The sequence below is a fragment of the Collimonas arenae genome, from assembly GCF_000786695.1.
Lineage (GTDB): Bacteria > Pseudomonadota > Gammaproteobacteria > Burkholderiales > Burkholderiaceae_D > Collimonas > Collimonas arenae_A.
On sequence record NZ_CP009962.1, the window covers coordinates 1,232,199 to 1,257,979 of the forward strand.

Sequence of the window (25,781 nt, forward strand, 5' to 3'; positions counted from 1 at the left end):
CAGCCGTAATCAAAGCTGTAATTAATGCTGCAATTGAGGTTTAGAAATTACAGCTCAGTAGTTACAGCTCAGTAGTTACAGCTCACCGGTTACAGCTTAAACACCGAGGCCGTCTGCGCTAATTGCGCAGCCTGGTCTTGCATGCTTTGTGCCGCTGCCGCAGCCTGTTCCACCAGCGCGGCATTTTGCTGGGTGATGTCGTCGATATGGCCCATGGCGCGGTTGATTTCTTCGATGCCGCTGCTTTGTTCCGTAGTGGCGGCCGTGATCTCATGCATGATGTCCGCCACCCGCTTGACTGCGGCGACGATGCCTTGCATGGTCTGTCCCGCCGCATCCACCAGCTTGCCGCCTGCATCCACCTGTTCTACCGACGTCCCGATCAAGTCCTTGATTTCCTTGGCGGCAGCGGCTGAGCGCTGCGCCAGGTTGCGCACTTCCGCCGCTACCACTGCAAAGCCGCGTCCTTGTTCACCTGCCCGTGCGGCTTCCACCGCAGCGTTGAGCGCCAGGATATTGGTTTGGAAAGCGATGCCGTCGATGACGCTGATGATGTCGTAGATTTTGCGCGAACTGTCTTTGATGGCGCCCATGGTCGACACCACTTGGCCGACCGCCTGGCCGCCTTCCAGCGCCTGGCCCGATGCGGTCACGACCAGCTGGTTGGCATGCTGGGCGCTGTCGGCGCTTTGTTTCACCGCCGCCGTAAGCTGTGACAGCGAGCCGCTGGTTTGCTCCAGCGAGCTGGCTTGCGATTCGGTGCGTGCCGAGAGATTGGCGTTGCCTTCGGCGATTTCCTGCGAGGCGCGCGCCATTTCATCGGTGCCTTGCCGCACCTCGCCAATGACGCCCGCCAGACCTTGGCTGATACCGTTGATCGCCTGCTCCAGTTGGCCGATTTCGTCGCCTCTGTCGCTTGCCAATGTTGCAGTCAGGTCGCCTTGCGCCAGCAGTTGCGCGGCGTGCCTGACCCGTTTCAGCGGCAGGCTGACGTTGCGGCGGATCAGCCAGTACAGCGCGGCCACCATGATCAGTACCGCTGCCAGTCCAAGCAATGCATTGCGGTTGCGCAGCGTGGTGATTTCCTGCGTTAGCTCGGTCGCGTCTTCATTGCCGACGATGATCCAGTTCCAGTTCTTGTAGGGGGCGAAGGCGGCGATTTTTTCAACGCCTGCTACGGAACCCTGCTGCAGGGTGTAGCGCATGTTGCCTTCCTTGCGCTCGATGATTTCCTTGATGAATTCGCGGCCGCCGGCATCCTTCTGCGCCAGGACATTCTTGCCTTCATCGCGCGGATCGATCAGCAATTTGCCCTGATCCTGGCCGGGGCTGGCGCTGAGCGCATAGAAATAGCCGGTCTCTCCCAGCTTGACCGATCGGATGCGCGCTTTCAGGGTGTCGATGTCGTTGCTGATATCGACACCGACGAACAGCGCGCCGACAATCTGGCCGGCATCATCCATGACCGGGTTGTAGGCAGTCATGTACTCCTTGCCGAACAATCTGGCGCGTCCGATATACGACAGCCCGGCTTGCAGGCTGGCATAGCCCGGATGGGCGTGATCGAGCACGGTGCCGACGGCGCGCTCGCCGCTCTCCTTTTTGAGGGAAGTCGAGATGCGCGTGAAGTCATCCCCATTCTTGATGAAGACCGTCGCTACCGCGCGGCTGGCGCCGGTAAAGCGGTCGGCGATGGAGAAATTCATGTTGATGACGTCGTCGCCGTTCTTCAGCAGCGGCATGGGCTTGCCAGCCACATCGACGCTCTTGCTGCTGTCGATGGAGAACTTTCCAGGGAAGTAGCTCGCCAGTAAAAGCGCGAAGCGCTCGGCTTCGCTTTTATGGCTGCTGTCGAAGGTATCCAGCATCTGGATCATGGTGCTGGTCCGACCGGCAATGTCGGCGGCTCCCCGCTGTTCCAGCAACCGGGCAGTGGAGCGTGCACTGGCCCAGCCATAGATCAGAAAAATCAGGGTAACCAAAAGAAAGGTAAACAGGCTGAGCTTGAGGCCGACGTTCAGATTCCGTACGTTGAAGAATTTGTTGTGCATGAACTATCCTTTTCTTGTTTGATGGAGGGCCGTTATTGCGCCATCCCGGTTAGCACAGTCCGATGCCGTGCAGACCCTGGTGCGCCTGCTACGGACGGACGGCATCCTGCCCAATTACCGGCAATCACATGTAATAACGGCATTGCTGCCGGAAGTTGAAGGGCTGCTGCGGTTCAATAAACTGCGCGGGCTGCCGTTAACAGGGATACGTCAGGAATACGTCGGGAGGATTAACCCGCGAGGATCAGCGTGATGAAACCCGACGATGCGTGACGTGCCGCCGCCTGTAACTGCAACTTCCATCTGAAAAGAAAATCATGACCTGGTTCTACAACCTGAAAATCGCCAGCAAACTGCTGCTTTCATTCTCTTTGATACTGATATTGACGCTAGTGCTGGGCGCAACTGCGATCACCCAGCTGGGCAAGGTCAATGCCACCACTACCGAAATCAACACCAATTGGCTGCCCAGCGTGCGGGTGCTGCTGACGCTCAAGAGCAACCTGGCGCTGCTGCGAAATATCGAGATGGAACATGTCATGTCGAACGACGTCAAGGACATGGACAAGAGCGCCGCGCATCTGGAGCAGATCAAGTCCGACATACAAAAGAACATGCGCGATTACGCGCCTATGGTCTCGGAGCAGGAGCGCAGTACCTACGAACAGCTCAAAGCCAATATTCCGCCTTATCTGGAGCTGGACAAGAAAATTGGCGATATTTCCCGCTCCTTCAGGAAGGACGACGCCTTGAAAGAGATCCGTGGCGACTCCCTGAACGCCATCATCGAGCTGGACCAGGAAGTCGAGCGGCTGGTCAAGATCAATAGCGACGGCAGCACAGCCGCCGCCAAGAATGGCGAAGCGATTTACAACAAGGCCAAGAACTGGACGATAGGACTGATGATAGCCATCGTGCTGCTTGGCATCGGGCTGGCTTCATGGATCGCCCGTGTGGTGGCGCAGCCTCTGGGCTTTGCGGTGGAAGTGGCCCGGCGCGTGGCCGACGGCGACTTGACCGCCAGCATTGAAGTCAGGTCGCGCGATGAAACCGGAATGTTGATGCAGGCCCTGAAAGACATGAACCAGAGCTTGCAAAAAATTGTCGGCGAAGTACGCAGCGGCACCGACACCATTGCCACTGCATCAAGCCAGATCGCCGCCGGTAACCAGAATCTTTCGCAACGCACTGAAGAACAAGCCAGTTCGCTGGAAGAAACAGCGGCTTCGATGGAGCAACTGACTTCGACCGTCAAGCAGAACGCCGACAACGCCAGCCAGGCTAACCAGTTGGCGGTATCGGCCTCCGAAGTGGCGCTGCATGGCGGCACGGTGGTGACCCAGGTGGTCAGCACCATGGGTGCGATCAATACCTCGTCGAAGAAAATCGTCGACATCATCGGCGTCATCGACGGCATTGCTTTCCAGACCAATATTCTTGCCCTCAACGCTGCGGTAGAGGCGGCGCGGGCCGGTGAGCAAGGGCGCGGCTTTGCAGTGGTGGCGGCCGAAGTGCGCAACCTGGCGCAGCGGTCCGCCGCTGCGGCCAAGGAAATCAAGGTGCTGATTGACGATTCGGTAGAAAAAGTCGGCGTCGGCACGCGGCTGGTCGACCAGGCGGGCAGCACCATGGACGAAATTGTCGCCAGCGTACGCCGGGTGACCGACATCATGGGCGAGATTACCGCCGCCAGCCAGGAACAGACCGCCGGCATCGAGCAGATCAACACGGCGATCAGCCAGATGGACCAGGTGACCCAGCAAAACGCTGCACTGGTGGAAGAAGCTGCGGCCGCTGCCGGCAGCTTGCAAGACCAGGCCGCGACGCTGGCGGAAGTGGTCGGCGGTTTCAGGCTGGAGCGCGAACCGGCACTGGCGTCGGTGAAAAAAATGATGGATGTCCGGCCGCATGTGCAGATGCTGCGCAGCGCCGCCTGATTGCAAACAGAGTGACAGTCATCGCATGAGCTGACAGCGGTTTAGGTCGCTGTTCGCGGGTTTGCCTTGCCACTCGCATGCTTATATTGCAATACGGGCTATTGCCATCGCTTGCGATAGCGGTGCCACCGATTTGGAAGCTGGAATGAAATGAAAACAATGAGTTTGAAGAAAAAATTGCTGGCGGTGCTGGCGTTCATGTGGATCGGCATGTTGCTGCTGGGCGGATGGAGCGCCTGGAATACCCGCGACACCATGTTGCAGGAACGCCAGGAGGGCTTGAAAAATCTGGTGGAAACGGCGGAGGGCATCGTCAAGAGCTACGCTGCCGACGTCACTGCCGGCAAGCTGGATAAGGAAGCGGCTCAGTCTGAAGCTTTAAAACGCATCCTGGCCATGCGTTACGCTAAAACCAATTACGTACTGGTGGTCGATTCGCGCCCTGTGGTGCTGGCGCATCCGACCTTGCCGGCGCTGGTCGGCACCAATGTGAACGAACGCAAGGATCCGGAAGGAAAATTCTTTTTCCGGGAGATGGTCAACGCCAGCAAGGAAAAGGGCGAGGCCTTTGTCGACTATGTGGCGCAGCTTTCCGGTGGCCAGTACGGACCGAAGGTGAGCTACGCCAAATATTTCCAGCCTTGGGATTGGCACCTGGTGTCAGGCGTCATGCTGGATGACGTCGATGCCGCCTTTTACGCAAACCTGCGACGCGATCTGCTGATCTTGTTCGCCATTGGCGCTTTCGTGTCTGCCTTGATGCTGCTGGTTATCCGCAGCGTCACCAACAGTCTCGGCGGCGAGCCGCAGTATGCCGCCGGGATTGCAGCGCGGATCGCCGACGGTGACCTGGATCTGCGGGTAGAAGTCGCCGCCAGAGACGAACATAGCTTGTTGCATGCGATGCGCCAGATGCAAGAGCGGCTCGCCGCGACTGTCCGCGAAATCCGCGACGGCAGCGCGGCGATCACCGGAGCTACCCGTGAAATCGCCGCCGGTAACGCGGATTTGTCGGCGCGCACCGAGCAGCAGGCGGCGTCGCTGGAGGAAACCGCCGCCAGCATGGAGCAGCTGACTGCCACCGTCAAACAGAATGCCGACAATGCGCGCCAGGCCGGCCAGCTGGCGCAGACTGCCTCCGATATTGCTGCTCGGGGCGGGGCGGTGGTGAACCAGGTGGTCGACACCATGCAAGGCATCACCACCAGTTCGCGCAAGATTGCCGACATTATCGGCGTCATCGATGGCATTGCGTTCCAGACCAATATCCTTGCGCTGAATGCGGCAGTGGAAGCAGCGCGGGCGGGCGAACAAGGACGCGGCTTTGCGGTGGTGGCCGGCGAGGTGCGTACGCTGGCGCAGCGCAGCGCCCAGGCAGCCAAGGAAATCAAGGCGCTGATCGACGATTCGGTCAGCCGCGTCGATTCCGGCTCGCAACTGGTCGACCGCGCCGGCGATACCATGGGTGAGGTGGTGCAGGCAGTCAAGCGTGTGACCGACATCATGGGCGAGATTTCTGAAGCGTCGGCGGAACAAAGCAGCGGTATCGAACAGATCAACCAGGCAGTGATCCAGATGGATCAGGTCACGCAGCAAAATGCCGCGCTGGTGGAAGAGGCTGCGGCGGCGGCCGGTTCGCTGGAGGAGCAGGCGCATCGCCTGCATCAGGCGGTATCGGTATTTCGTTTGCAGGAAGTAGCGGCACAAGAAAATCCTGCCAGACAACAACGTGTGCAACCGGTTGTCGTCGTGCGCAAGGAGCTATCCAAGATCGCTGTCGGAAAGCCGATACCGCAACCGGCCAAGCGAGCGATTAAGCCCACCGGAAAGCCCTACCTCAAACTGACGCCTAGTCCTTCGGTAGCCAAGGCCAGCGTTGACGACGACTGGCAAACATTCTGATGGCTGTATCCATGCGTGATTTTTTGCTGACTGACAGCGATTTTTCCAAGGTGCGCGCGCTGATCTATCAACGCGCCGGCATCGCGCTGGGGGAGCAAAAGCGCGAGATGGTCTACAGCCGCCTGTCGCGACGCCTGCGCGAACTTGGCATGAGCGACTTTACTTCCTACCTGGCCCTGCTGGAAGCGCAGAAGGATAGCGCCGAATGGCAAGCGTTCACCAATGCGCTGACAACCAACCTGACCGCGTTCTTTCGTGAGGCGCATCATTTTCCCCTGCTGGCGGAGCACGTAAGACATAACACGACGCCGGTCACGGTGTGGTGTTCGGCTGCGTCCACCGGCGAGGAACCGTATTCGATCGCGATGACACTGATCGAGGCCTTGGGCAGCCGCGCCGGTTCGGCCAGCGTAGTGGCAACCGATATCGACACGCAAGTGCTGGAAAAGGCGGCCAGCGGCATCTATACGATGGAGCAAGTCAGCAAACTTCCACTGGAGCGGCTCAAGCGCTTTTTTCTGAAAGGCAGCGGCGCTCGCGCTGGCCAGGTGCGGATACGGCCGGAAGTGGCGGCGATGGTGAAATTTCATCAGCTGAACCTGCTGGAAACGCATTGGGGCTTGAAAGAGCCGTTCGACGCCATCTTCTGTCGCAACGTCATGATCTATTTTGACAAGCCGACCCAGAACAAGATCCTGCAGCGCTTTGCGCCGCTGGTGAAACCGCAGGGCTTGCTGTTTGCAGGGCATTCCGAGAATTTCTCTTACGCCAGCCAGCCGTTCCGGCTGCGCGGCCAGACCGTGTATCAGCTCAATGAAAGCCATGTCCGCCATGGCAAGGGAAACACATGATGTCAACTGCCGAAGAGTCGGTGGCGACCCATCATTATTTCGACCGCGAGTTCGACAGCGCTGCGGTCAAGCTGTTACCGAACGAGTACTACGTGACGCAGGACGACATGATGCTGAGCACGGTGCTTGGTTCCTGCGTTGCCGCCTGTGTGCGCGACAGCACTGCGGGCATCGGCGGCATGAACCATTTCATGTTGCCGGATGACGGCAGTCATGGCGGCAGCGTCGCGGCCTCCGCCTCCATGCGTTATGGCGCATATGCGATGGAAATGCTGTTGAACGAATTGTTCAAGGCGGGCGCCCGACGCGAAAGGCTGGAGGCCAAGGTATTCGGCGGCGGCGCTGTGCTGGCGAACATGACGATGCTCAATATCGGCGACCGCAATGCCGATTTTGTGTTGCGCTACTTGCAGATGGAGCAGGTGCGGGTGGCGGCGCAAGACTTGCGCGGCAGCCTGCCGCGCCGCGTCAGTTACTTCCCGCGCAGCGGCAAAGCGATGGTGCGCAAACTGCACCGGATCAACGAAGTCGACCAGATCCAGCGCGACGAGCAGCAACTGGTGCACACGCTGGCCAAACCGATACACAACAAAGTGGAACTATTCGATACGGCTGTCCGTAAGAAGGCCGTGCAAAAAAATGCATAAACAAGGGGACTCCGCATGAGCGAAAAAAAAATAAAAGTACTGTGCGTCGACGACTCGGCACTGATACGTAGCCTGATGACAGAAATCATCAATAGCCAGCCCGACATGACAGTGGTGGCGACGGCGCCGGATCCGCTGGTGGCGCGCGATCTGATCAAGCAGCTCAATCCCGACGTGCTGACCCTGGATGTCGAAATGCCGCGCATGGATGGCCTTGATTTCCTGGAGAAGCTGATGCGCCTGCGGCCGATGCCGGTGCTAATGGTGTCGTCGCTGACCGAGCGCGGCTCTGAAATCACGCTGCGGGCGCTGGAGCTGGGCGCGGTCGATTTCGTCACCAAGCCACGGCTCGGCATCCGCGAAGGTTTGCTGGAATACACCGACCTGATCGCCGATAAAATCCGTGCGGCGTCGCGCGCACGCCTGCGGCCGGTGCGCCGTCCCGGCGCCGAGGCACATCCGGCAGACGGCGCGGTGCAGGCGCCGATGCTGCGCAGTCCCTTGTTGAGCACCGAGAAGCTGATCATCATCGGCGCTTCCACCGGCGGTACCGAAGCCATCCGCGAAGTGCTGCAGCCGTTGCCGCCTGACAGTCCGGGCATCATGATTGCGCAGCATATGCCACCTGGTTTCACCCGTTCCTTTGCGCAGCGGCTGGACGGCTTGTGCCGTATCACCGTCAAGGAAGCCGAGCATGGCGAGCGGGTGCTACCGGGCCATGCCTATATCGCACCGGGCGGTTTTCACTTATCGCTCGGACGCAGCGGCGCCAACTACGTTGTGCATCTGGACCAGGAAGAGCCGGTCAACCGTCATCGTCCGTCAATCGACGTGCTGTTCGATTCAGTTGCCAAGCATGCGGGGAAAAACGCCATCGGCGTGATCCTGACCGGCATGGGGCGCGATGGCGCGGCAGGCTTGTTGCGTTTGCGCGAGGCTGGCGCCTACACCCTGGCGCAGGACGAAGCCAGCTGCGTCGTGTTCGGCATGCCGCGTGAAGCGATCGCCCTGGGTGCAGCAAACGAAGTGGCTAGCCTGGGCGACATGAGCCAGCGTGTGATGGCGCGCCTGATGGCGTTCGGCGAGCGCTCGAACCGGGTGTAGCGGGTCGCCGGTTTAAGTTTTTTGACAGGTATGCCGTTATACCAAGAGATCCCGTGTATTTGTCGCGGATACAAGCATATGCGCGGGTCCTATTCATAGTGTGGAGTAATCATGGTTGATAAAAGCATCAAAATCCTGGTCGTGGACGACTTTCCTACGATGCGGCGGATTGTGCGGAATCTGTTGAAAGAACTTGATTTCGTCAACGTCGACGAAGCCGAAGACGGCGCCGCCGGCCTGGCCAAACTCAAGGACGGCAATTTCGGTTTCGTCGTCTCGGACTGGAACATGCCGAACATGGACGGCCTTACCATGCTGCAATCGATACGCGCCGACCCGGCGCTGGCCAAGCTGCCGGTGCTGATGGTGACGGCTGAGGCAAAGAAGGAGAACATCATCGCTGCCGCGCAAGCCGGCGCCAACGGTTATGTCGTCAAGCCGTTTACCGCCGCCACGCTGGAGGAAAAGATCAGCAAGATATTCGAGAAAATCGCGAAAGAGAGTGCCTGAGATGAGTGCGCTCGCCATACAGATGCCGGCGGCCGGCGATTCCGCCGAACAGCTGGTCAACCGCATCGGCCACCTGACCCGTTTGCTGCGCGAAAGCATGCGGGAACTGGGGCTGGACCAGGAAATCGCCAAGGCGGCGCAGGCCATCCCGGATGCCCGCGATCGCTTGAACTACGTCGCGGCGATGACCGAACGGGCCGCCGAACGCGCTTTGAACGCCATCGACGTTGCCCAGCCGATCCAGGAAACGCTCAGCAAGCAGGCCAAATCGCTGGCGCAGCGCTGGGACGAATGGTTTCTCGATCCGGTGGAGCTGGACGATGCCCGGGTGCTGGTGCTTGATACGCGTACCTATCTGAAAGATGTGCCGGTGCAGGCCGGCGCCATCAACGCGCAGCTGATCGAAATCATGATGGCGCAGGACTTCCAGGATCTGACCGGCCAAGTTATCAAGAAAATGATGGAAGTTGTCCAGGAAATGGAAAAGCAGTTATTGCAAGTCCTGATCGATAACACCCCGGTCGAAAAGCGTGCAGAAAGCAACGGCTTGCTGAATGGTCCGCAAATGAATGCAAAAGAAAGCCCGGATGCCGTATCCGATCAAGAGCAGGTTGACGACTTGTTATCCAGTCTGGGCTTTTAAGCAGTAATCACCATCGATCGAACCTCGGTTTCATCGAAAATCATTGGCGACAACAAGTCTGGCGACGGTCGGTTCTCTAGCCGACCGCCGACAAGAAAAACAACCGGCAACGCAGCCATTCGGCTGCCGATTGCCTGAGCAGCACGGCGATCCCCGCCTTGTTTGCCCGATTGCATCTTCTGCCTTGCAGCAATAATCGATCCTGACAGGGACTGTTTGTCCCTTCTGGTTCGGAGCATGCATGGCGGAAGAAAGCGATCTCGAAAAGACAGAACCCGGTTCTCCAAGGCGCCTGGAAAAGGCGCGTGAAGAAGGCCAGGTTGCCCGTTCACGCGAGCTCAGCACCTTTGTCATGCTGCTTACCGGCATCGGCGGCCTGTGGCTGACCGCCGTTCCCATGGCCGGGCATCTCGGTCATATTCTGCGCAATGGTATGCAATTCAAGCGCGCCACCGGTTTCGATACTTCTTTCATGCTGACCCAGGCCGCTGCTGCCGCGTGGGAAGCACTGCAGGCTGTGCTGCCGTTGCTGGCCATGCTGGCGCTGGCCGCACTGGTCGCGCCGGTGATGCTGGGCGGCTGGCTGTTTTCCACGGATGCGCTGGCGCCGAAGTTCTCCAAACTGAACCCTGTCAGCGGCATCGGCCGTATGTTTTCCAGCCAGTCACTGGCGGAACTGCTCAAGGCTTGCGCCAAATCGGTGCTGGTGGGCGGTGTCGCTTATTGGGTCATTTCCCGCAATATGGATACGCTGCTCGGCCTGTTGACCGAGCCGGCGCATGGTGCGCTGGCGCATACGGTGCGGCTGGTGGCCAACTGCTGCGCACTGATGATTGCTTCATTGCTGCTGGTCGCCGCCATCGATGTGCCGTTTCAGTTGTGGAGCTATTACCGCAAGCTGCGTATGACGCGCGAAGAGCTGAAGCAGGAACACAAGGAAAGTGAAGGCGATCCGCACGTCAAGGGTCTGATCCGGCGTCAGCAGCAACAGATGGCGCGACGCCGCATGATGGCCGACGTGGCCACGGCCGACGTTGTGGTCACTAATCCGACCCATTTTGCGGTGGCCCTGAAATACAGCGACAAGGAGATGCGGGCGCCGCGTGTGGTGGCCAAGGGCACCGACCTGATCGCGCTGCGTATCCGCGCCATCGGCGCCGAACACAAGATCCCGCTGCTGGAAGCGCCGCCGCTGACGCGCGCCTTGTATCGCCATACCAATCTGGGCGAAGAAATTCCTGCCGCCCTGTATACCGCTGTGGCTGAAGTGCTGGCCTGGGTGTACCAGCTGCAACGCTGGCGCAGCGAAGGCGGCATCGCGCCACGCCCGCCGGCTGATCTGCCGGTTCCCGATTCACTCGATGTAATCAATATGTTAGGAAATCCGGCATGAAGCCGTCAGGTCCCGCTTTTTCATTCAGTTCCTTGCCTCGCTTAGGGGCGGCTTTCATGGCCGGAAACAACTTCAAGGGCATGGCCGGTCCGGTGCTGATCATGATGATCCTCGGCATGATGATCTTGCCCTTGCCGCCATTCCTGCTCGACCTGCTGTTTACCTTCAACATTGCGTTGTCGGTGATGGTGCTGCTGGTCAGCATGTACACCATGAAGGCGCTCGACTTTGCCGCTTTCCCGGCGGTCTTGCTGTTCTCGACTTTGTTGCGTCTGTCGCTCAACGTCGCTTCCACTCGGGTGGTGCTGCTGGAAGGACACACCGGGCCTGACGCTGCCGGCAAGGTGATCGAGGCATTCGGCCATTTCCTGGTGGGCGGCAATTTCGCTGTCGGCATCGTGGTGTTCGTAATCCTGGTGGTGATCAATTTCATGGTGATCACCAAGGGCGCGGGCCGCATCGCTGAAGTGGGCGCGCGCTTTACCCTGGATGCGATGCCGGGCAAGCAGATGGCGATCGACGCCGATCTCAATGCCGGCCTGATCGGCGAAGACGTGGCGCGCAAGCGCCGTGCCGAAGTAGCGCAAGAAGCAGATTTCTACGGCTCCATGGATGGCGCCAGCAAATTCGTGCGTGGCGATGCCGTGGCCGGTTTGCTGATCATGGTGATCAATGTGGTCGGCGGCCTGATCGTCGGCGTCGCCCAGCATGGCCTGGATATTTCGGTGGCGGCCAAGAACTACACCTTGCTGACCATCGGCGATGGCTTGGTGGCGCAGATACCGGCGCTGGTGATATCCACTGCCGCCGGCGTGATCGTCTCCCGCGTGACTACCGATGAGGATGTCGGCCAGCAGTTGATGGGGCAATTGTTCTCCAACCCGCAGGTGCTGTTTCTGACCGCCGGCATCATTGGCTTGATGGGGCTGGTGCCAGGCATGCCGCATGTGGCTTTCCTGATCATTTCCGGTGGGCTGGTGTATCTGGGCCGCCGCCTGTTGCAAAAGACGGCTGCTGCAGAATATGCCGCCAAGGCGCCGCCACCTTCTGCGGCGGCGGTAGAGCCTGCCGACGCCAGTTGGGACGATGTGGCGCTGGTCGATCCGCTGGGCCTGGAGGTCGGTTACCGCCTGATTTCACTGGTCGACCGCAGCCAGAACGGCGAGCTGCTGGGCCGCATCAAGAGCATCCGCAAGAAATTTGCCCAGGACGTCGGGTTCCTGGTGCCGGTGGTGCATATCCGCGACAACCTTGAGCTCAAACCGAATTCCTACGCGATTACGCTGAAGGGCGTCGAGATTGCCAATGGCGAAGCATGGCCTGGCCAGTGGATGGCAATCAATCCGGGCCAGGTCAGCGCAAGCTTGCCAGGTACGCAGACGGTCGATCCGGCCTTTGGCCTGCCTGCGTACTGGATCGACAGCGCCATGCGCGAACAGGCGCAGATCTACGGTTATACCGTGGTCGACGCCAGCACGGTGATCGCCACCCATCTGAACCATTTGATCCACGCGCATTCGGCAGAATTGCTGGGACGCCAGGAAGTGCAGCAATTGCTGGACCGGGTCGGCAAGGAAACGCCGAAGCTGATCGAGGATCTGGTGCCGAAGACCTTGTCGCTGACCACTTTGCAGAAGGTATTGCAGAACTTGCTCGATGAGAGCGTCTCGATCCGCGACATGCGCACGGTGCTGGAGGTGCTGGTGGAGCATGGCGCTACCGTCAGCGACGCCAATGAGCTGACCTCGCTGGTGCGGCTGGCGCTGGGCCGCGCCATCACGCAGCAACTGTTCCCGGGTAATGGCGAGTTGCAGGTGATCGGCCTCGACGGCTCGCTTGATCGCGTTTTATTGCAAGCGCTGACCAACGGCAGCGGCCTTGAACCGGGACTGGCCGATAGTTTGCTGACGCAGACGCAGCTTGCGATTACGCGCCAAGAGCAGTTCGGCCTGTCGCCGGTACTGGTGGTGCAACACCCGCTGCGCGTTTTGCTGGCGCGCTTCCTGCGACGTAGCCTGCCGCAGCTCAAGGTGCTGTCGCACGCTGAAATTCCTGATACCCGCAATATCAAAGTAACCGCCACCATCGGAGGCAAAGCTTGAACAACACTATCACCATCATCGCTCCGTCCAGCCGAGAAGCATTGCGCCTGGTGCGCGAGCAGCTCGGGCCGGATGCGATTATCGTTTCCAGCCGCGCCACCGCCGTCGGCGCTGAAATCGTCGCCATGGCGGACGCTGCCTGCGAGGACAAAGAAGCTGTCCCCGTCGTTGCTGAAGCCGTCGCGCCTTCGGTCATCGTTTCTCCCCAACCTGCAATCGTGTCGCGCGCTGCAGGCGTCGTGCCGCCGATTAGCACGGAAAGCGAAGTTAGCGTTATCAGCGAGATCCATTCCATGCGCGGCATGATCGAAGAGCAGCTGGCCGGCCTGGTATGGAATGACAAGCAGCGCCGCGACCCGGTGCGCGGCCATTTGTTGCGCACCTTGCTCGGCGCCGGCTTCAGCGCCAGCCTGGCCAAGGCGATGCTGGACCATTTGCCGACCGGCTTGAATTTTTCCTCCGGCTTGGCCTGGGTCAAGGCAGAACTGGCGCGCAACCTGCCTTTGCTGGATAACGAAGACGCCTTGATGGAGCAGGGCGGCGTGTACGCCTTGATGGGGCCGACCGGGGTTGGCAAGACCACGACCACCGCCAAACTGGCGGCGCGCTGCGTCATGCGTTTCGGCGCAGAAAAGCTGGCTTTGCTGACCACCGACAGCTACCGCATCGGCGCCTTCGAGCAATTGCGCATCTATGGAAAAATCCTCGGCGTATCGGTGCACGCGGTTAAAGATGCCGTCGATTTGCGGCTGGCGCTGGACGATTTGCGCGACAAGCACATGGTGCTGATCGATACCGTAGGCAAGAGCCAGCGCGACCGCAGCGTCTCCGACCAGGTCGCCATGCTGTGTGGCGCCGGGCGGCCGGTAAAACGTCTGCTGTTGCTTAACGCGGCCAGCCATGGCGATACCTTGAATGAAGTGGTGCACGCCTACAAGGACAGCGCCGGCGGCAATCAGCTGGCGGGATGTATCTTTACCAAAACCGACGAGGCGACCCATCCGGGCGCATTGCTCGATACAGTGATTCGTCACCGCTTGCCGGTGCATTACGTTTCATCCGGCCAGAAAGTGCCGGAAAACCTGATGATCGCCGACCGTTTGCAACTGGTTGAAAGCGTGTTCCAGAGTGCCAGCCGCAGCGCCTTGTTCGTGCCCGGCGAAGCCGATCTGGGAGAACTGCCGGCGGCTTTGAACAACGATGGCGAGCTGGCGGCAGCAGCCACGCTGGCTGCCGCGCAGGCTGCCACTGCCCAGCGCTTGCGCAGCCAATGCCAGCAATTGATCCGCGTTCTGGCGCAGGATGCCGAAGAGCTTGCGGCCAATGTGGCGGCGATGGAGCAAGGCCGGATTGGTTTCGATGGCAGTTGCGAAGTATGGCGCGATCTGGCGGATGACGGCATTGGCAGCAAGACGCTGGAATTGAAATTGTTGCAGCAGGCGGTTGCTGAAATCGGCACAACATGTGACGACCACGTGCTGGCCATCAGCGGCCAGAGCAATCTGGTCGCCAGCCGCAGCGGCGATGCCTATTTCCTGCAAACCGGTGTGCTGTTGTCCGACCGCAGCGGCATGCCGCTGGCGGCGCCGCATCAATTGCTGTCCACAGCGGCTGGCAGCGCCATGGCGACGCCGCTGATGCGGCAGATGGCATGGCTGCAACAGCAGAGCTTCGGCAAGCCGCTGGTGCATTTGCTGGATAAAGCGCCGGCTGCGGATCTGTTGCAGTCATGGCAGCCCGGTACCGTATTGTGGCTGGCGCGTGCTCGCGGCACTTGCCGCGTGCTTGACGGCGAAACGGCGACAACGCTGGCAAAACTCACTTCACTTCCGGTGCTCGGGGAGCCGCAGCCTGTCGTCTACAAAGGCAAGGCCGCGCTGCAGTCGCTGGCCGAGACGCCTATCACCTTGACCAGCAAGGGCGGCAACCTGTCCGATTTGCGTTGCGTGCTGGTGCGCATTGTCGATCAACACAGCGGCAAGCAACTTGCGGACTGGCGTCTGCTAAGTAATCTGCCTTCCAGCGTCACAGCGGTGCAATTGACGGCATGGGCATGCTGGAAGCAAGCGGCGGAGCCTTTCTATAAATTGCTCAGGCAGGCGATCCGGCAACTCGACGCCTGTACCGAACCGGGTGACAGCAGCATGCAGAAATGTTTGCTGGTCGCTGGCCAGGCCAGCGCCACGATGTGGCGCCTGGCTCATTGCAAGGAAGATTGGGCCGTGGCTGCGCGCGCCATGCTGGCGCAACTGACGGGCCACCGCAACCGTCCCGGCGTAGTAACCGTCGCTTCCGTTGCGGCGATGCTGGAAGGTTTCGGAAAATTGATTGCACTACTGGATGCGCTGGCGATGGATAGTGAAAGCAGCATCGAGCAGACGACCGGCATGGCCGTGACGCCGGGATGAGGAGATGCTGTTGAACAAGGTAGTCAGCGATCAGGCGGATGGTTTGCGTTGCTTGATGGCGCAGCACGCTGGCGGGCAGGCGGCGAGGGTTGTGGCGCTGATCGGCAGCGGCCCCGGCGTCGGCGTCACGAGCGTGATCATGAATTTGGCGGCGGCGCTGGTGCAGCAAGGGCAAGAGGTGCTGCTGCTGGATGAACATGGCGGCGATCCGTCGTCCGCAGCGGCGGCGCTTTGCGCGATCGGCGTCAAAGGGGCGGCGCCGGCCGGTAACTGGTCGCAAGTCGCGACCGGCGCTTTGTCGTTGTCGGATGCGGCAGGGCGCGTGAGTAGCGGCGCGCTACTGTTGCCAGCTTTTAAAGGCGACGCAACGTTGACAACTATCCGCAGCAGGTTTCAAGGACAGGTGGTGTTGATCGATGCCCGTCGCGACGAACGTGGCGCTTTGTCGCCGCTGGCGGCGCAAGCCGACGACGTGGTGGTGGTGTTCAGGCCGCAAGCGACATCGATCACAGCAGCATATGCCTGTATCAAACAGTTGCATTACGTCCATGCGCTACAGCAGTTGCGAGTCATGCTCAACCTGGCCGCAGGTGCTTTGGAAGCACGGCGTGTGCTGGACAATCTGGCCGCCGCGGGCAGCCGCTATCTAGGCCTGGCGCTGGAGTCCGCCGGTTGCGTCGCGGCAGATGCGCAACTGCCGCATGCACAAAGAATGAGGTTGAGCGTGGTGGAAGCATTCCAGACCAGCGCGGCAGCGGTCGATTTTCGGCGGATTGCGGGGCAGCTTCTGCAATGGCCGCGCAAGACGCCTGATCAGGACTTACGAAAAGTCGCCATGGCAAGACGCATCGACGAAGACAGTACGCATGGTCGGCCAGGAGATGCAACGCAGTCAGGGCGGCTTTGCGTAAGTCCAGCTGACGTCATTTGTGAAATGAGTGCTAAGTAACGCAGGAAAGAGGAATTCGTCATGTATACAGCGCAGGGAAAAATCGACAAATCCGATACGTTGGCGAAGCATGCGCCGCTGGTGCGTCGCCTGGCTTTGCAATTGATTGCAAAATTGCCGGCCAGCGTAGAACTGGACGACATGATCCAGGCTGGCATGTTGGGCTTGCTGGATGCCGCCAACCGCTTCCAGGAAGACCAGGGTGCGCAGTTTGAAACCTATGCCAGCCAGCGTATCCGCGGCGCCATGCTGGACGAGTTGCGCGCCAACGACTGGCTGTCGCGCGGCCTGCGGCAATCCTCGCGCAGTGTCGACGCTGCTGTGCAGGTGCTTGAGCAAAAGCTGGCGCGAGCGCCGAGCGAACGTGAAATCGCCCAGGCCATGAAATTGTCGCTGGAAGATTACCAGCAATTACTGCAAGAAATCCACGGTTCGCAACTGCTTTATTACGAAGACTGCGAAAGCGATAACAGCGAAAATTCCTTTCTCGATCGCCAGAATGGTTCCTCCGATCGCAGCGGCGACAACGATCCATTGCAGCGGTTACTTGACAGCGGCATGCGTCACATGCTGGTCGAGGCGATCGGATTGATGCCGGAACGTGAGCGTTTGCTGCTGAGCCTGTACTACGAACAAGAAATGAATTTGCGTGAGATCGGCGCCGTACTTGAGGTTAGCCAGTCACGCGTGTGCCAGTTGCATAGCCAGGCTATTAGCCGGTTGCGGGCCCGCCTGAATGAAAGCAGCTGGAGCGAGGCGGCTTGAGATGAAAACATCGATGCTGGGAATAACAGCGACGCTCTGGCTGACGGCATCGATTGTCGTTGCGCAAGAACGACCGGCAGCCGCTATCAGCCTTGATACCTATTTTCAGAGAAATTTTGGTGCGTCTGCTGCATCTGATGGCCAGGGCGCGCTTCAGCTCAATAGTGCCACCGCCGGTGAACCGTCCGGTGAGTCGCGCGGAACCGTCGGTTCATGGAGTGCGAGCACCTCGGCGCCAGCGATTTTCCAACGTGGAACGCCTTATCAATCGGCACAGATCGAACCGGTTGGCCGTGGCGTCAAGCCGGGTACGCGAACGCGCCGGGTCGCTTGGCAATATGCATTTCTGAGTTCTCCGCCTGCGGGAATTCATGCTTACTTATGCAATTACGCCAGATGTGTGGGGCTGAGCGGCGCCAGCGGGAGCACCACTGCGTTTGACGGTGACGATGGCTGGTCTTATTTCTCGTTTGCTTTTGTCATCGACGGACGCGGTGCGCTGACACCCGCATTGCAGGGATCCCGTAGCCAGGTCTTGGTTGGTTACGAATGAACCGCCGATTTGCACCACAAAAGAGGAAGCGGCGGGCAGAAAGATGCCCGATGTCAGCCTGAAGCCAGGCTATGCCCGTTGCCCAGGCCGATCTTATGCTTGCCGTCCGCACCATAGAGCGACTGGCCGTGGGCGCGCAGGAAATTGATCGACTGCCTTACAAAATCCAGATGGGTGTGAATCATGATGCCGTTGCGGTGATTGTTTTCGCGCGCCTGAGCGGCGCGTTTTAGCAAATCGTGCCAGACCAGCTGCAAATCGCTGCCGCCGGCTGCTGCAGCGGCATCGCCGCCTTCCCGCGTCAAGGCAAAGCCGGCTTGCTGCTGCCGACGTTCCCGCTCCTGCTCAAGGGTAGTGATGCGATCAGCCAACTGCGCCTTGTGCTCGGTAATCTGTTGCAGCTCGTCGAAGCGGCTGTGGATCAGCGCTTCCGCTTCCCGGTCCAGCAAATCCAGGAAAGTCGCCATCGCGGCCCGTTCCTGATTCAGGTGATTGAGCAAGGCGCTGCTCATGACGGCTTCTTGCCAAGCAGGTCGCGCACGGTATCCAGTAAGCCGTCAGCGATTTTCTCGGGGTTGATCTGATAGCGCCCTTCGCTGATGGCCTGGCGTATCTCGGCCACCTTGGCGGCATCGAAATCGCCTGCGCCCGGCTGCAGCAATTGCGTCTGCAACTGGCGTACCTGGGCCGCCAGCGAATTCAAGGCGGCTGGCATAGGCGGGCTGGCGCTGCTGGCGACGCCGGTGGCAGCGGCGTCTGTGGATGCGGCACGCGGCGCGCTATCCTTGTTGGGCGCCACATTGGCTTGGTTCGACACACTGTTCAGCGGCTTTGTGGGTTGATCGATTTTCAAGATACTTCCTCTAGGACCTGTTGGCAGTTAATTTGGGAATGCGAACGTGACGTAGGCGTTGCAGGCCTAGGCGCAGCGACGCGACGTAGCGGCACTACGGCAAGGAGCGGATAGCCGCCCCGTTGTAACAACGGCATGCGACGCCTACGGCTCGTTCCCTTCGGGTTCAAACCAAAACGCGCGCTGGACTGCGTTGCATGGCTTGCGGGGGCGACCTGCCCCTGCTACGCCATGCCCTTGCAGGGCGCATACCCGCCTGCATGCGGGTATCGTTGCGCAGGCGAACAGCACGCTGTCCGAATTCCCTGCTACACCCTTGCCAGCACGCGTTTTGGTTTGAACGCATCTCCCAAATTAACTGCCAACAGGTCCTAGGATATGTTCGGTATAACGGCAGTCTGCGCTGAAACTTTAGGTTTTTGTCAAAAAAGCCTTGTTTTGACTGTATTAGCTGTTTTATACAAGGATTACGCTAATTCGGCAGCGCGACCGAGCCATCTGCCAAGGCGGTGCCGCTGAGCATCTGTCCGGCCTGGGTCTTGACCTGGATGGTCGCACCGGCGCCGGCATTGGTCATGGCGCGGGCTTCCGTACTGACCACAAAGCCTGATCCTTGCGACTGCACTTTGACATTCTGTCCTTGCTGTATGACGTTGGCAACCTTCAGCAACTCCGTCCGTAGCGGCGCGCCCGAGGCAATCCGGTTGGAGGCGATCATGCCGCCGGCTTGCTGGGGGCTGGTGATCACGTTGCGCGGCAAGGCGCTCAAGTCGCCCTGGCGCAGCTGGATATCGGCCATGCTCAGCCTTTCTCCGGCATTGATAGTGCGGCCGGCGACATAGTAATTTCCTGTCACGGCGATGTAGGCTGGTACATAACGGCTCCAGGCCGGCATGGCCGCGCCGTCGCCGCTGCAGCGCACGCCGACCGAAACCCGTCCCCACAGGCGGGCGCCGCTCGGCAGGAACACTTCTGGCGCATCGCAAGCGGGTAGCGCGCCCGACATCGGCGTGTCGATGCGAATACTGACCTTGCCCGGCAAACCTTTGGTCTGCTCCAGCAAGAACTGTTCTATCACCGGTCTGGCGCTGCCGCTGAGTTCCACCGCTGTCGCCAGCGCGGCCTGGCCAGCGAGGCTCAGCACTACGGCTGCGATCAAATGCATTGGCTGCATATCTCATTTCCCTATTCAAGGCGTTGTTGCGCAATATCCGAGCAATACCAGATTCTAGGTGACCGGCCGGCGCGGCCAAGCATTGAACTGGATTGCGATTTGCGTGTTGTTTGCGTTATTGGCCGGATGCGTCCTGCTTAATAATGTTTTGCGGCATCTGGCCGGGCCGGCGTCGAAGACGTTGGCAGGCGGTTGCAAACCAAGGATATCCAATGGCGAATGTGAGTGAATTGACGGACGAGCACCAGGAAATGGCGCCAGAGACGCTGGCGGAGTTTTTGCGGCGGATACGCTTGAAGCAGACAGGCGAAGACGGCAAGAAGATATCGCTGACGGCAATGCATCAACGTTGCGGTTTGTCGGTGCCGGTGCTGAGCAAGCTTGAAACGGGCCGGGTCACCGATCCTAGCGGTTCGACCATCAAGCGCGTGTTGAGCGGCTATTGCGTGAGTTTCGATGATTTTGCCCGTTATCTGCCAGAGGGAAAATGACGCGTGCATGGTACATGCGACGCATCGGAATCACATCGGCGATTTAAATTAAGGCCGAATATCCTGCCTGTTCCGGTGATTGCGGCAGCCGGCGGCTACCTATAATCGTTCTCATCAAAAGGTCTGTTGAAGGCAGGTACAAGATGGTTGACAAACTGGATGCAGCATTGCGCTTTCAGCAGGAGGCGTTGAATTTGCGGGCGCGGCGGCAAGAAGTGCTGTCGTCGAATATTGCGCATGCCGATACTCCTGGCTACAAGGCGCGCGATTTCGATTTCAGCAGCAGCTTGTCGCAAGCCATGGCGCAAGGCCGTCAGGCGCAATCGGTCAGCATGAACACCACTTCCGCACGGCACATCCAGGGCGAAGCAAGCATCAGCAACGATCCCGACTTACTGTACCGGGTGCCGACGCAATCGAGCATCGACGGCAATACCGTGGAGATGGATGTCGAGCGAGTCAATTTCACCGACAACGCAGTCCACTACGAATCCGGCCTGACCATCATAGGGGCGCAAATCAAATCGTTGCTGTCGGCGGTGCAGCAATGACCCTGTGGCTAAAGTAAGAAAACAAGAAAGTAAGCAAGCAAGTAAACGAGGAACAAGCTATGCCACCTTCCAACGTATCCATGAATATTTTCGACGTTGCCGGTTCCGCCATGAGCGCGCAATCGCAGCGCATGAACGTTACCGCCAGCAATCTGGCCAACGCCGATAGCGTCTCTGGGCCGGACGGCCAGCCATACCGCGCCAAGCAGGTTGTGTTTGCAGTGGCGGCTAACGATCAACAGGATGCTTCGGCTGCGGTCGGCGGTGTCCAGGTGGCCGGGGTGGTGGAGGACCAGTCGCCGCTGAAAATGGTGTATGACCCCAAGCATCCGCTGGCCAATGAGGCTGGCTATGTCGCCATGCCGAACGTGAATGTGGTGGAGGAGATGGTCAACATGATTTCCGCCTCGCGTTCGTATCAAGCCAATGTCGAAGTATTGAACACTGCCAAGACCATGATGTTGAAGACGCTGACCATCGGGCAGTAATCCATTTCTATATCAGAACGATTGAATAACCACTCTGCGGCCACCGCATCAGGAGAGAACCACCATGGCAGTTTCGGGCGTTTCAGGAGCCGACAATAACTCAGCAGGCGCGTTGGCAGGCGCTGTGTCAAGCAGTTCAGACCAAGAGCAGCGTTTTCTCAAATTGCTGGTGACACAGCTCAATAACCAGGACCCGTTGAATCCGTTGAACAATGCGGAGCTTACTTCGCAGCTGGCGCAGATGAGCACCGTCAGCGGCATTGAAAAAACCAATGCCGCGCTGCAAGCGTTGCTGGGCCAGACCGGCTCCAGCCAGACCTTGCAGGCGGCGTCTCTGATCGGCCACACCGTATTGACTCCCGGTGGCAGCGTTACGCTGAAGGATGGCGCAGCGGTTGGGGCTACGACCACGTTCGGGTTGAACATGCAAGGCGCAGCCGATACCGTCAAGGTCACCATCACCGATTCGGCCGGAAAAACCGTGCGCACGATTGATGTCGGCGCGCTGCCGCAAGGCACCAAGATCTTGTCATGGGACGGTAAAAACGACACCGGTACGATGATGGCCAATGGCGATTACAAAATCAGCGTGGCTGCCGCCGCCAACGGTACAGCCGTCGCTGCCGGCACGCTGACCTATGCGCAGGTTGCCAGCGTGGCGCAAGGCGCCAATGGCGTCACCTTGAACCTGGGTGCGGCCGGTACCGTGGCGTTGAGCGACGTCAAACAGTTTTTATAAATTTCATCTGTCATTTATCTGTTTCTTTCACCAGCCACCTGTTGTTCTCGCGATAGCCGGGGCTGGAAGAACTTGCGATTAACTGATTTAAAAAGGAGAGCACCATGGGTTTTCAACAAGGCGTAAGCGGCTTGAACGCCAGTTCCAGCAATCTCGATGTGATCGGCAATAACGTCGCCAACTCGGGGACCGTAGGCTTCAAGGCGGGCAGCGTATTGTTTGCCGACGTCTATGCCGGTTCGCGGGTCGGTCTGGGAACCCAGGTAGCGGGCGTGTCGCAGAATTTTACGCAAGGGGCGGTGCAGACCAGCACGCGCGCGCTGGATGTGGCGATTACCAATGGCGACGGCTTCTTCCGTCTGGCTAGCCCTTCCGGCGAAGTATCGTATTCGCGCAATGGCCAGTTCAATATCGATAAAGACAACTACATCATCAATTCTGGCGGCTTGCGCCTGACGGGCTATCAGGTTGGCGCCAACGGCAGTATTGCCGGCGGCACACCCGCAGCATTGCAGTTGCCGGCGACAGCGATGGCGCCGAATGCGACTGCCAAGATCAATGCGCAATACAATCTTGATTCACGTAGCACGATACCTGTTACAACGACATTCAGCTCGACCGACTCGACCAGTTTCAACTATCAAAATGCAGTGACTGGCTACGACTCGCTGGGCAACCCGCATGAAATTACCAGCTTCTTTGTCAAGACCGCCGCCAACGCCTGGGATGTTTACCAAACCGTCGACGGCGGCGCCAGCAGCAAGGTTGGCGGATTGACCTTTGATCCCGCGGGTACGGGCAAGCTGGTGGCGCCGGCAGGCGGCATCTTGACGCCTGCCACCATACCGCTGACGAATGGCGCGGCGCCCATGAATTTCAGCATCAACCTGACTGGCACGACACAATTCGGTAACGATAATTCTGTCGCCAAACAGACCCAGGATGGCTATACCTCCGGTTCCCTGACCGCGTTTGCGATCAATCCGGATGGCACGGTGACCGGAAAATATTCGAATGAACAGACCAAGACGCTGGGTCAGATCGTGTTGACATCATTCGCCAATCCGGACGGATTGCAGCCGAAGGGCGGCAACGTCTGGGCCGAAACGGCCGCGTCCGGCCAGCCGCTGGTAGGCACTGCCGGCGCAGGCAGCAAAGTCGGCGCATTGGCTTCCGGCGCACTGGAGTCGTCCAACGTCGACCTCACCGCAGAACTGGTCAACATGATCATCGCGCAACGCACCTACCAAGCCAACGCGCAAACCGTGAAGACCCAGGACCAGGTCATGCAGACTCTGGTGAGCATGCGCTGATGATGGACTTCGTTAACGTCATCACGGTTGCCGGCAACGGGGAGCAAGCATGGACCGCATGATCTATATCGCCATGAGCGGCGCCAAGCAAGTCATGGAACAGCAGGCGTCGGCGGCCAATAATATGGCCAACGTGTCGACTCCCGGTTTCCGGGCGCAACTCAACAGCTTCCGCGCGGTGCCGGTCGTGGGCAGCGAAGCAGCCACGCGCGCCTTCGTGGTGAGCGCCTCGTCTGGCGCGGACATGCGCACCGGGCCGTTGACCGAGACCGGGAGGCCGATGGATGTGGCGGTGCGCGGCGACGGTTGGTTGACGGTACAGACCGCAGATGGCAACGAAGCGTATACGCGAGTCGGCAATCTTCAGGTAGGCGCCGACGGCCAATTGATGACTATGGATAAATTGCCAGTGATCGGCGATGCCGGGCCGATGGCCGTGCCGCCGGGGGCAGCGGTGATGGTGTCTTCAGATGGCCTGGTAAGCGCTATCGGCGCCGGCGATCCGGCTACCAATGTGGCGCAGTTGGGGCGTTTGAAACTGGTCAATCCTGACGCCAAAGACCTGCAGCGCGGCGATGACGGCTTGTTCCGGATGCGTGCCGGCGCTGCTGCGCCGGACGCCGATCCTGCGGTGACCTTGCAGACCGGTGCGATTGAAGGCAGTAATGTCAATCCGGTGTCGGCGATGGTAGACATGATCGCCAATGCGCGCAGTTTCGAAATGCAAATGAAGGCCGTCAAGAGCGCTGATGAAAATGACCAGCGGGCCAACCAGTTGTTGAGCATGACGGCTTAGCGACAGCTTATTGATCACTCATTGACCGCTCATTGAGCACTCATTAGGCACTCATTAAGCACTTAATCGAGCAACTAGTTTTCCGACAGGAGTTTTACCCATGATGCGTTCACTTTCCATCGCCAAGAGCGGTCTCGACGCCCAGCAGCAACAGCTGGACGTGATTTCGAATAACCTGGCCAACGTCGGCACCACCGGTTTCAAGCGTAGCCGCGCGGTCTTTGAAGACCTGATGTACCAGAATCTGCGCCAGGTAGGCGGCCAGACTTCCGACCAGACCAATTTACCGTCCGGCTTGCAGATCGGCACCGGCGTGCGGCTGGTGGCGACGGAACGGATTCATACCCAGGGCAATCCGACCAAGACCGACAATACCAAGGACGTAGCGATTTCCGGTGATGGTTTTTTCCAGGTACAAATGCCGGACGGTACCACGGCTTATACGCGCGACGGTTCGTTCCAGTCGGACTCGACCGGCCAGCTGGTGACAGCCAGCGGCTATCCGGTACAACCGGCGATCACGATTCCGCAAAACGCCACCAGCATGACGATCGCCAAGGATGGCACGGTGTCGGTGACGCAAGCGGGCAGCACCGCGAGCGTGCAGGTCGGCCAGATCCAGCTGGCGACCTTTCTCAATGCGACGGGTCTGCAAAGCAACGGCGAAAACCTGTACACCGAAACCAACGCCTCCGGCACCGCCAACCAAAGCACGCCAGGCCAGAACGGCGCGGGAACGCTCGGCCAGGGCTATGTCGAATCGTCCAACGTAAATGTAGTCGAAGAGCTGGTAAACATGATCCAGACCCAGCGCTCCTATGAAATCAACAGCAAGGCGGTGACCACTTCCGACCAGATGCTGCAACGCCTGACCCAGTTGTAATGACCAAGCCGATGTTGAAAAAATGCTGCCTGTGGCTAGCTACATTGTTGCTCGGCGCTTGCGCGCAACTGCCGCGTGAGCCGCTGGTGCAGCAGCCGATGACCGCGCGCGCCGAGGTGCGGCCAACGATGCCGGTGAATGGCGCCATCTATCAATCCGGTTTCAGCAGCCAGGCCTTGTTTGAAGACCGCCGGCCGCGCAATGTCGGCGATATCCTGACCATCATCGTCAGCGAAAACGTTAACGCCAGCAAAAACTCCGCAGCGAACTCCAGCCGCAACGGCAGCACCAGCAGCGCGCTGACGGCGATTCCGAAATTCCTGGGCGGCTTGTTCGGCAATCTCGATACTGAAGCCAAGGCTACCAACGCGCTGACCGCCAAAGGCGGCGCCAATGCTGCAAACACGTTCAACGGCGTGATCACCGTCACCGTGACCGAGGTGCTGGGCAACGGCAATCTGATCGTCAGCGGCGAAAAACAGATGATGATCAACCAGGGCACGGAATTCATCCGTTTCTCCGGCGTCGTCAATCCGCGGACCGTCAGCGGCAACAACAGCGTCGCTTCGACGCAAGTGGCTGACGCCAGGATCGAGTACAGCGCCAAGGGCTATATCGACGAGGCGCAAACCATGGGCTGGCTGCAACGCTTCTTCCTCAACGTCTTACCGTTCTGAT

At 59.4% G+C, this 25,781-nt stretch carries 25 protein-coding genes; 21 read left to right on the top strand and 4 right to left on the bottom strand.

The annotated features are described in order from the left end of the window. Nucleotides 1-89: 89 nt before the first annotated feature. Nucleotides 90-2,051, bottom strand: coding sequence for a methyl-accepting chemotaxis protein (locus LT85_RS05550; protein WP_038486349.1), 1,962 nt, complete (start codon nucleotides 2,049-2,051; stop codon nucleotides 90-92). Between the two features lie 317 nt (nucleotides 2,052-2,368). On the opposite strand from LT85_RS05550, the gene LT85_RS05555 reads away from it, so the two are divergent. From LT85_RS05555 to LT85_RS25240, 13 genes are all read left to right on the top strand, one after another. Further along, entirely contained in the window at nucleotides 2,369-3,988 is a 1,620-nt protein-coding gene (locus LT85_RS05555) for a methyl-accepting chemotaxis protein (protein WP_052134732.1), read from the top strand. A 150-nt stretch (nucleotides 3,989-4,138) separates the two neighbouring features. Then, nucleotides 4,139-5,890 (top strand): methyl-accepting chemotaxis protein, encoded by a 1,752-nt coding sequence (locus LT85_RS05560; RefSeq protein ID WP_038486352.1) that lies wholly within the window; start codon nucleotides 4,139-4,141, stop codon nucleotides 5,888-5,890. Continuing rightward, nucleotides 5,890-6,741, top strand: coding sequence for a CheR family methyltransferase (locus tag LT85_RS05565; RefSeq protein ID WP_038486355.1), 852 nt, complete (start codon nucleotides 5,890-5,892; stop codon nucleotides 6,739-6,741). The genes LT85_RS05560 and LT85_RS05565 overlap by 1 nt, the downstream gene beginning before the upstream one ends. Beyond that, nucleotides 6,738-7,388, top strand: coding sequence for a chemoreceptor glutamine deamidase CheD (gene cheD / locus LT85_RS05570; protein WP_038486358.1), 651 nt, complete (start codon nucleotides 6,738-6,740; stop codon nucleotides 7,386-7,388). The genes LT85_RS05565 and cheD overlap by 4 nt, the downstream gene beginning before the upstream one ends. A gap of 15 nt (nucleotides 7,389-7,403) precedes the next feature. Continuing rightward, nucleotides 7,404-8,492 (top strand): protein-glutamate methylesterase/protein-glutamine glutaminase, encoded by a 1,089-nt coding sequence (locus LT85_RS05575; protein WP_038486361.1) that lies wholly within the window; start codon nucleotides 7,404-7,406, stop codon nucleotides 8,490-8,492. A 111-nt stretch (nucleotides 8,493-8,603) separates the two neighbouring features. Beyond that, a complete protein-coding gene (gene cheY / locus LT85_RS05580; protein WP_038486364.1) occupies nucleotides 8,604-9,002 on the top strand; it encodes a chemotaxis response regulator CheY in 399 nt (132 codons plus the stop codon). 1 nt (nucleotide 9,003) lies between these two features. Then, entirely contained in the window at nucleotides 9,004-9,645 is a 642-nt protein-coding gene (gene cheZ / locus LT85_RS05585) for a protein phosphatase CheZ (protein WP_038486367.1), read from the top strand. 241 nt (nucleotides 9,646-9,886) lie between these two features. Further along, nucleotides 9,887-11,038 (top strand): flagellar biosynthesis protein FlhB, encoded by a 1,152-nt coding sequence (gene flhB, locus LT85_RS05595; protein ID WP_038486373.1) that lies wholly within the window; start codon nucleotides 9,887-9,889, stop codon nucleotides 11,036-11,038. Nucleotides 11,039-11,094: 56 nt separating this feature from the next. Beyond that, complete coding sequence (gene flhA / locus LT85_RS05600) at nucleotides 11,095-13,140, top strand: flagellar biosynthesis protein FlhA (protein WP_052135491.1); 2,046 nt, start codon at nucleotides 11,095-11,097, stop codon at nucleotides 13,138-13,140. Next, a complete protein-coding gene (gene flhF, locus LT85_RS05605) occupies nucleotides 13,137-15,548 on the top strand; it encodes a flagellar biosynthesis protein FlhF (RefSeq protein WP_038486379.1) in 2,412 nt (803 codons plus the stop codon). Before flhA ends, flhF begins: the two co-directional genes overlap by 4 nt. Before the next feature lie 10 nt (nucleotides 15,549-15,558). Further along, nucleotides 15,559-16,497 (top strand): MinD/ParA family ATP-binding protein, encoded by a 939-nt coding sequence (locus tag LT85_RS05610; protein ID WP_156117444.1) that lies wholly within the window; start codon nucleotides 15,559-15,561, stop codon nucleotides 16,495-16,497. Nucleotides 16,498-16,518: 21 nt separating this feature from the next. Beyond that, nucleotides 16,519-17,262, top strand: coding sequence for an RNA polymerase sigma factor FliA (locus LT85_RS05615; protein WP_038486383.1), 744 nt, complete (start codon nucleotides 16,519-16,521; stop codon nucleotides 17,260-17,262). A 1-nt stretch (nucleotide 17,263) separates the two neighbouring features. Further along, a complete protein-coding gene (locus tag LT85_RS25240; protein ID WP_052134736.1) occupies nucleotides 17,264-17,815 on the top strand; it encodes a flagellar protein FlhE in 552 nt (183 codons plus the stop codon). 53 nt (nucleotides 17,816-17,868) lie between these two features. On the opposite strand, the gene LT85_RS05625 is transcribed toward LT85_RS25240, so the two are convergent. The 3 genes from LT85_RS05625 to flgA form a co-directional block, all read right to left on the bottom strand. Next, nucleotides 17,869-18,327 carry a flagella synthesis protein FlgN gene (locus tag LT85_RS05625; RefSeq protein WP_038486386.1) on the bottom strand — a complete coding sequence of 153 codons (459 nt, stop codon included), beginning with the start codon at nucleotides 18,325-18,327 and terminating at the stop codon, nucleotides 17,869-17,871. Further along, on the bottom strand, nucleotides 18,324-18,668 hold the full coding sequence (flgM, locus tag LT85_RS05630) for a flagellar biosynthesis anti-sigma factor FlgM (protein ID WP_253273673.1): 345 nt from the start codon (nucleotides 18,666-18,668) through the stop codon (nucleotides 18,324-18,326). Before flgM ends, LT85_RS05625 begins: the two co-directional genes overlap by 4 nt. A 472-nt stretch (nucleotides 18,669-19,140) precedes the next feature. Continuing rightward, nucleotides 19,141-19,842 (bottom strand): flagellar basal body P-ring formation chaperone FlgA, encoded by a 702-nt coding sequence (gene flgA, locus LT85_RS05635; protein ID WP_038486392.1) that lies wholly within the window; start codon nucleotides 19,840-19,842, stop codon nucleotides 19,141-19,143. 212 nt (nucleotides 19,843-20,054) lie between these two features. Between flgA and LT85_RS05640 the strand changes: the two genes are divergently transcribed. The 8 genes from LT85_RS05640 (at nucleotide 20,055) to LT85_RS05675 (ending at nucleotide 25,780) form a co-directional block, all read left to right on the top strand. Beyond that, nucleotides 20,055-20,333 (top strand): helix-turn-helix domain-containing protein, encoded by a 279-nt coding sequence (locus LT85_RS05640; RefSeq protein WP_038486395.1) that lies wholly within the window; start codon nucleotides 20,055-20,057, stop codon nucleotides 20,331-20,333. A 143-nt stretch (nucleotides 20,334-20,476) separates the two neighbouring features. Continuing rightward, nucleotides 20,477-20,884, top strand: a complete 408-nt coding sequence (gene flgB, locus LT85_RS05645; RefSeq protein WP_038486398.1) for a flagellar basal body rod protein FlgB — start codon at nucleotides 20,477-20,479, stop codon at nucleotides 20,882-20,884. Between the two features lie 59 nt (nucleotides 20,885-20,943). After that, nucleotides 20,944-21,372, top strand: coding sequence for a flagellar basal body rod protein FlgC (flgC, locus tag LT85_RS05650; protein WP_038486402.1), 429 nt, complete (start codon nucleotides 20,944-20,946; stop codon nucleotides 21,370-21,372). Between the two features lie 64 nt (nucleotides 21,373-21,436). Then, complete coding sequence (locus LT85_RS05655) at nucleotides 21,437-22,111, top strand: flagellar hook assembly protein FlgD (protein ID WP_038486404.1); 675 nt, start codon at nucleotides 21,437-21,439, stop codon at nucleotides 22,109-22,111. Nucleotides 22,112-22,215: 104 nt separating this feature from the next. Then, nucleotides 22,216-23,424 (top strand): flagellar hook protein FlgE, encoded by a 1,209-nt coding sequence (flgE, locus tag LT85_RS05660; protein ID WP_038486406.1) that lies wholly within the window; start codon nucleotides 22,216-22,218, stop codon nucleotides 23,422-23,424. Nucleotides 23,425-23,473: 49 nt separating this feature from the next. Then, complete coding sequence (locus LT85_RS05665) at nucleotides 23,474-24,220, top strand: flagellar basal body rod protein FlgF (protein ID WP_038486408.1); 747 nt, start codon at nucleotides 23,474-23,476, stop codon at nucleotides 24,218-24,220. 100 nt (nucleotides 24,221-24,320) lie between these two features. Then, on the top strand, nucleotides 24,321-25,103 hold the full coding sequence (flgG, locus tag LT85_RS05670) for a flagellar basal-body rod protein FlgG (RefSeq protein WP_038486410.1): 783 nt from the start codon (nucleotides 24,321-24,323) through the stop codon (nucleotides 25,101-25,103). Then, nucleotides 25,103-25,780, top strand: a complete 678-nt coding sequence (locus tag LT85_RS05675) for a flagellar basal body L-ring protein FlgH (RefSeq protein ID WP_052134738.1) — start codon at nucleotides 25,103-25,105, stop codon at nucleotides 25,778-25,780. The genes flgG and LT85_RS05675 overlap by 1 nt, the downstream gene beginning before the upstream one ends. Nucleotide 25,781 lies beyond the last annotated feature (1 nt).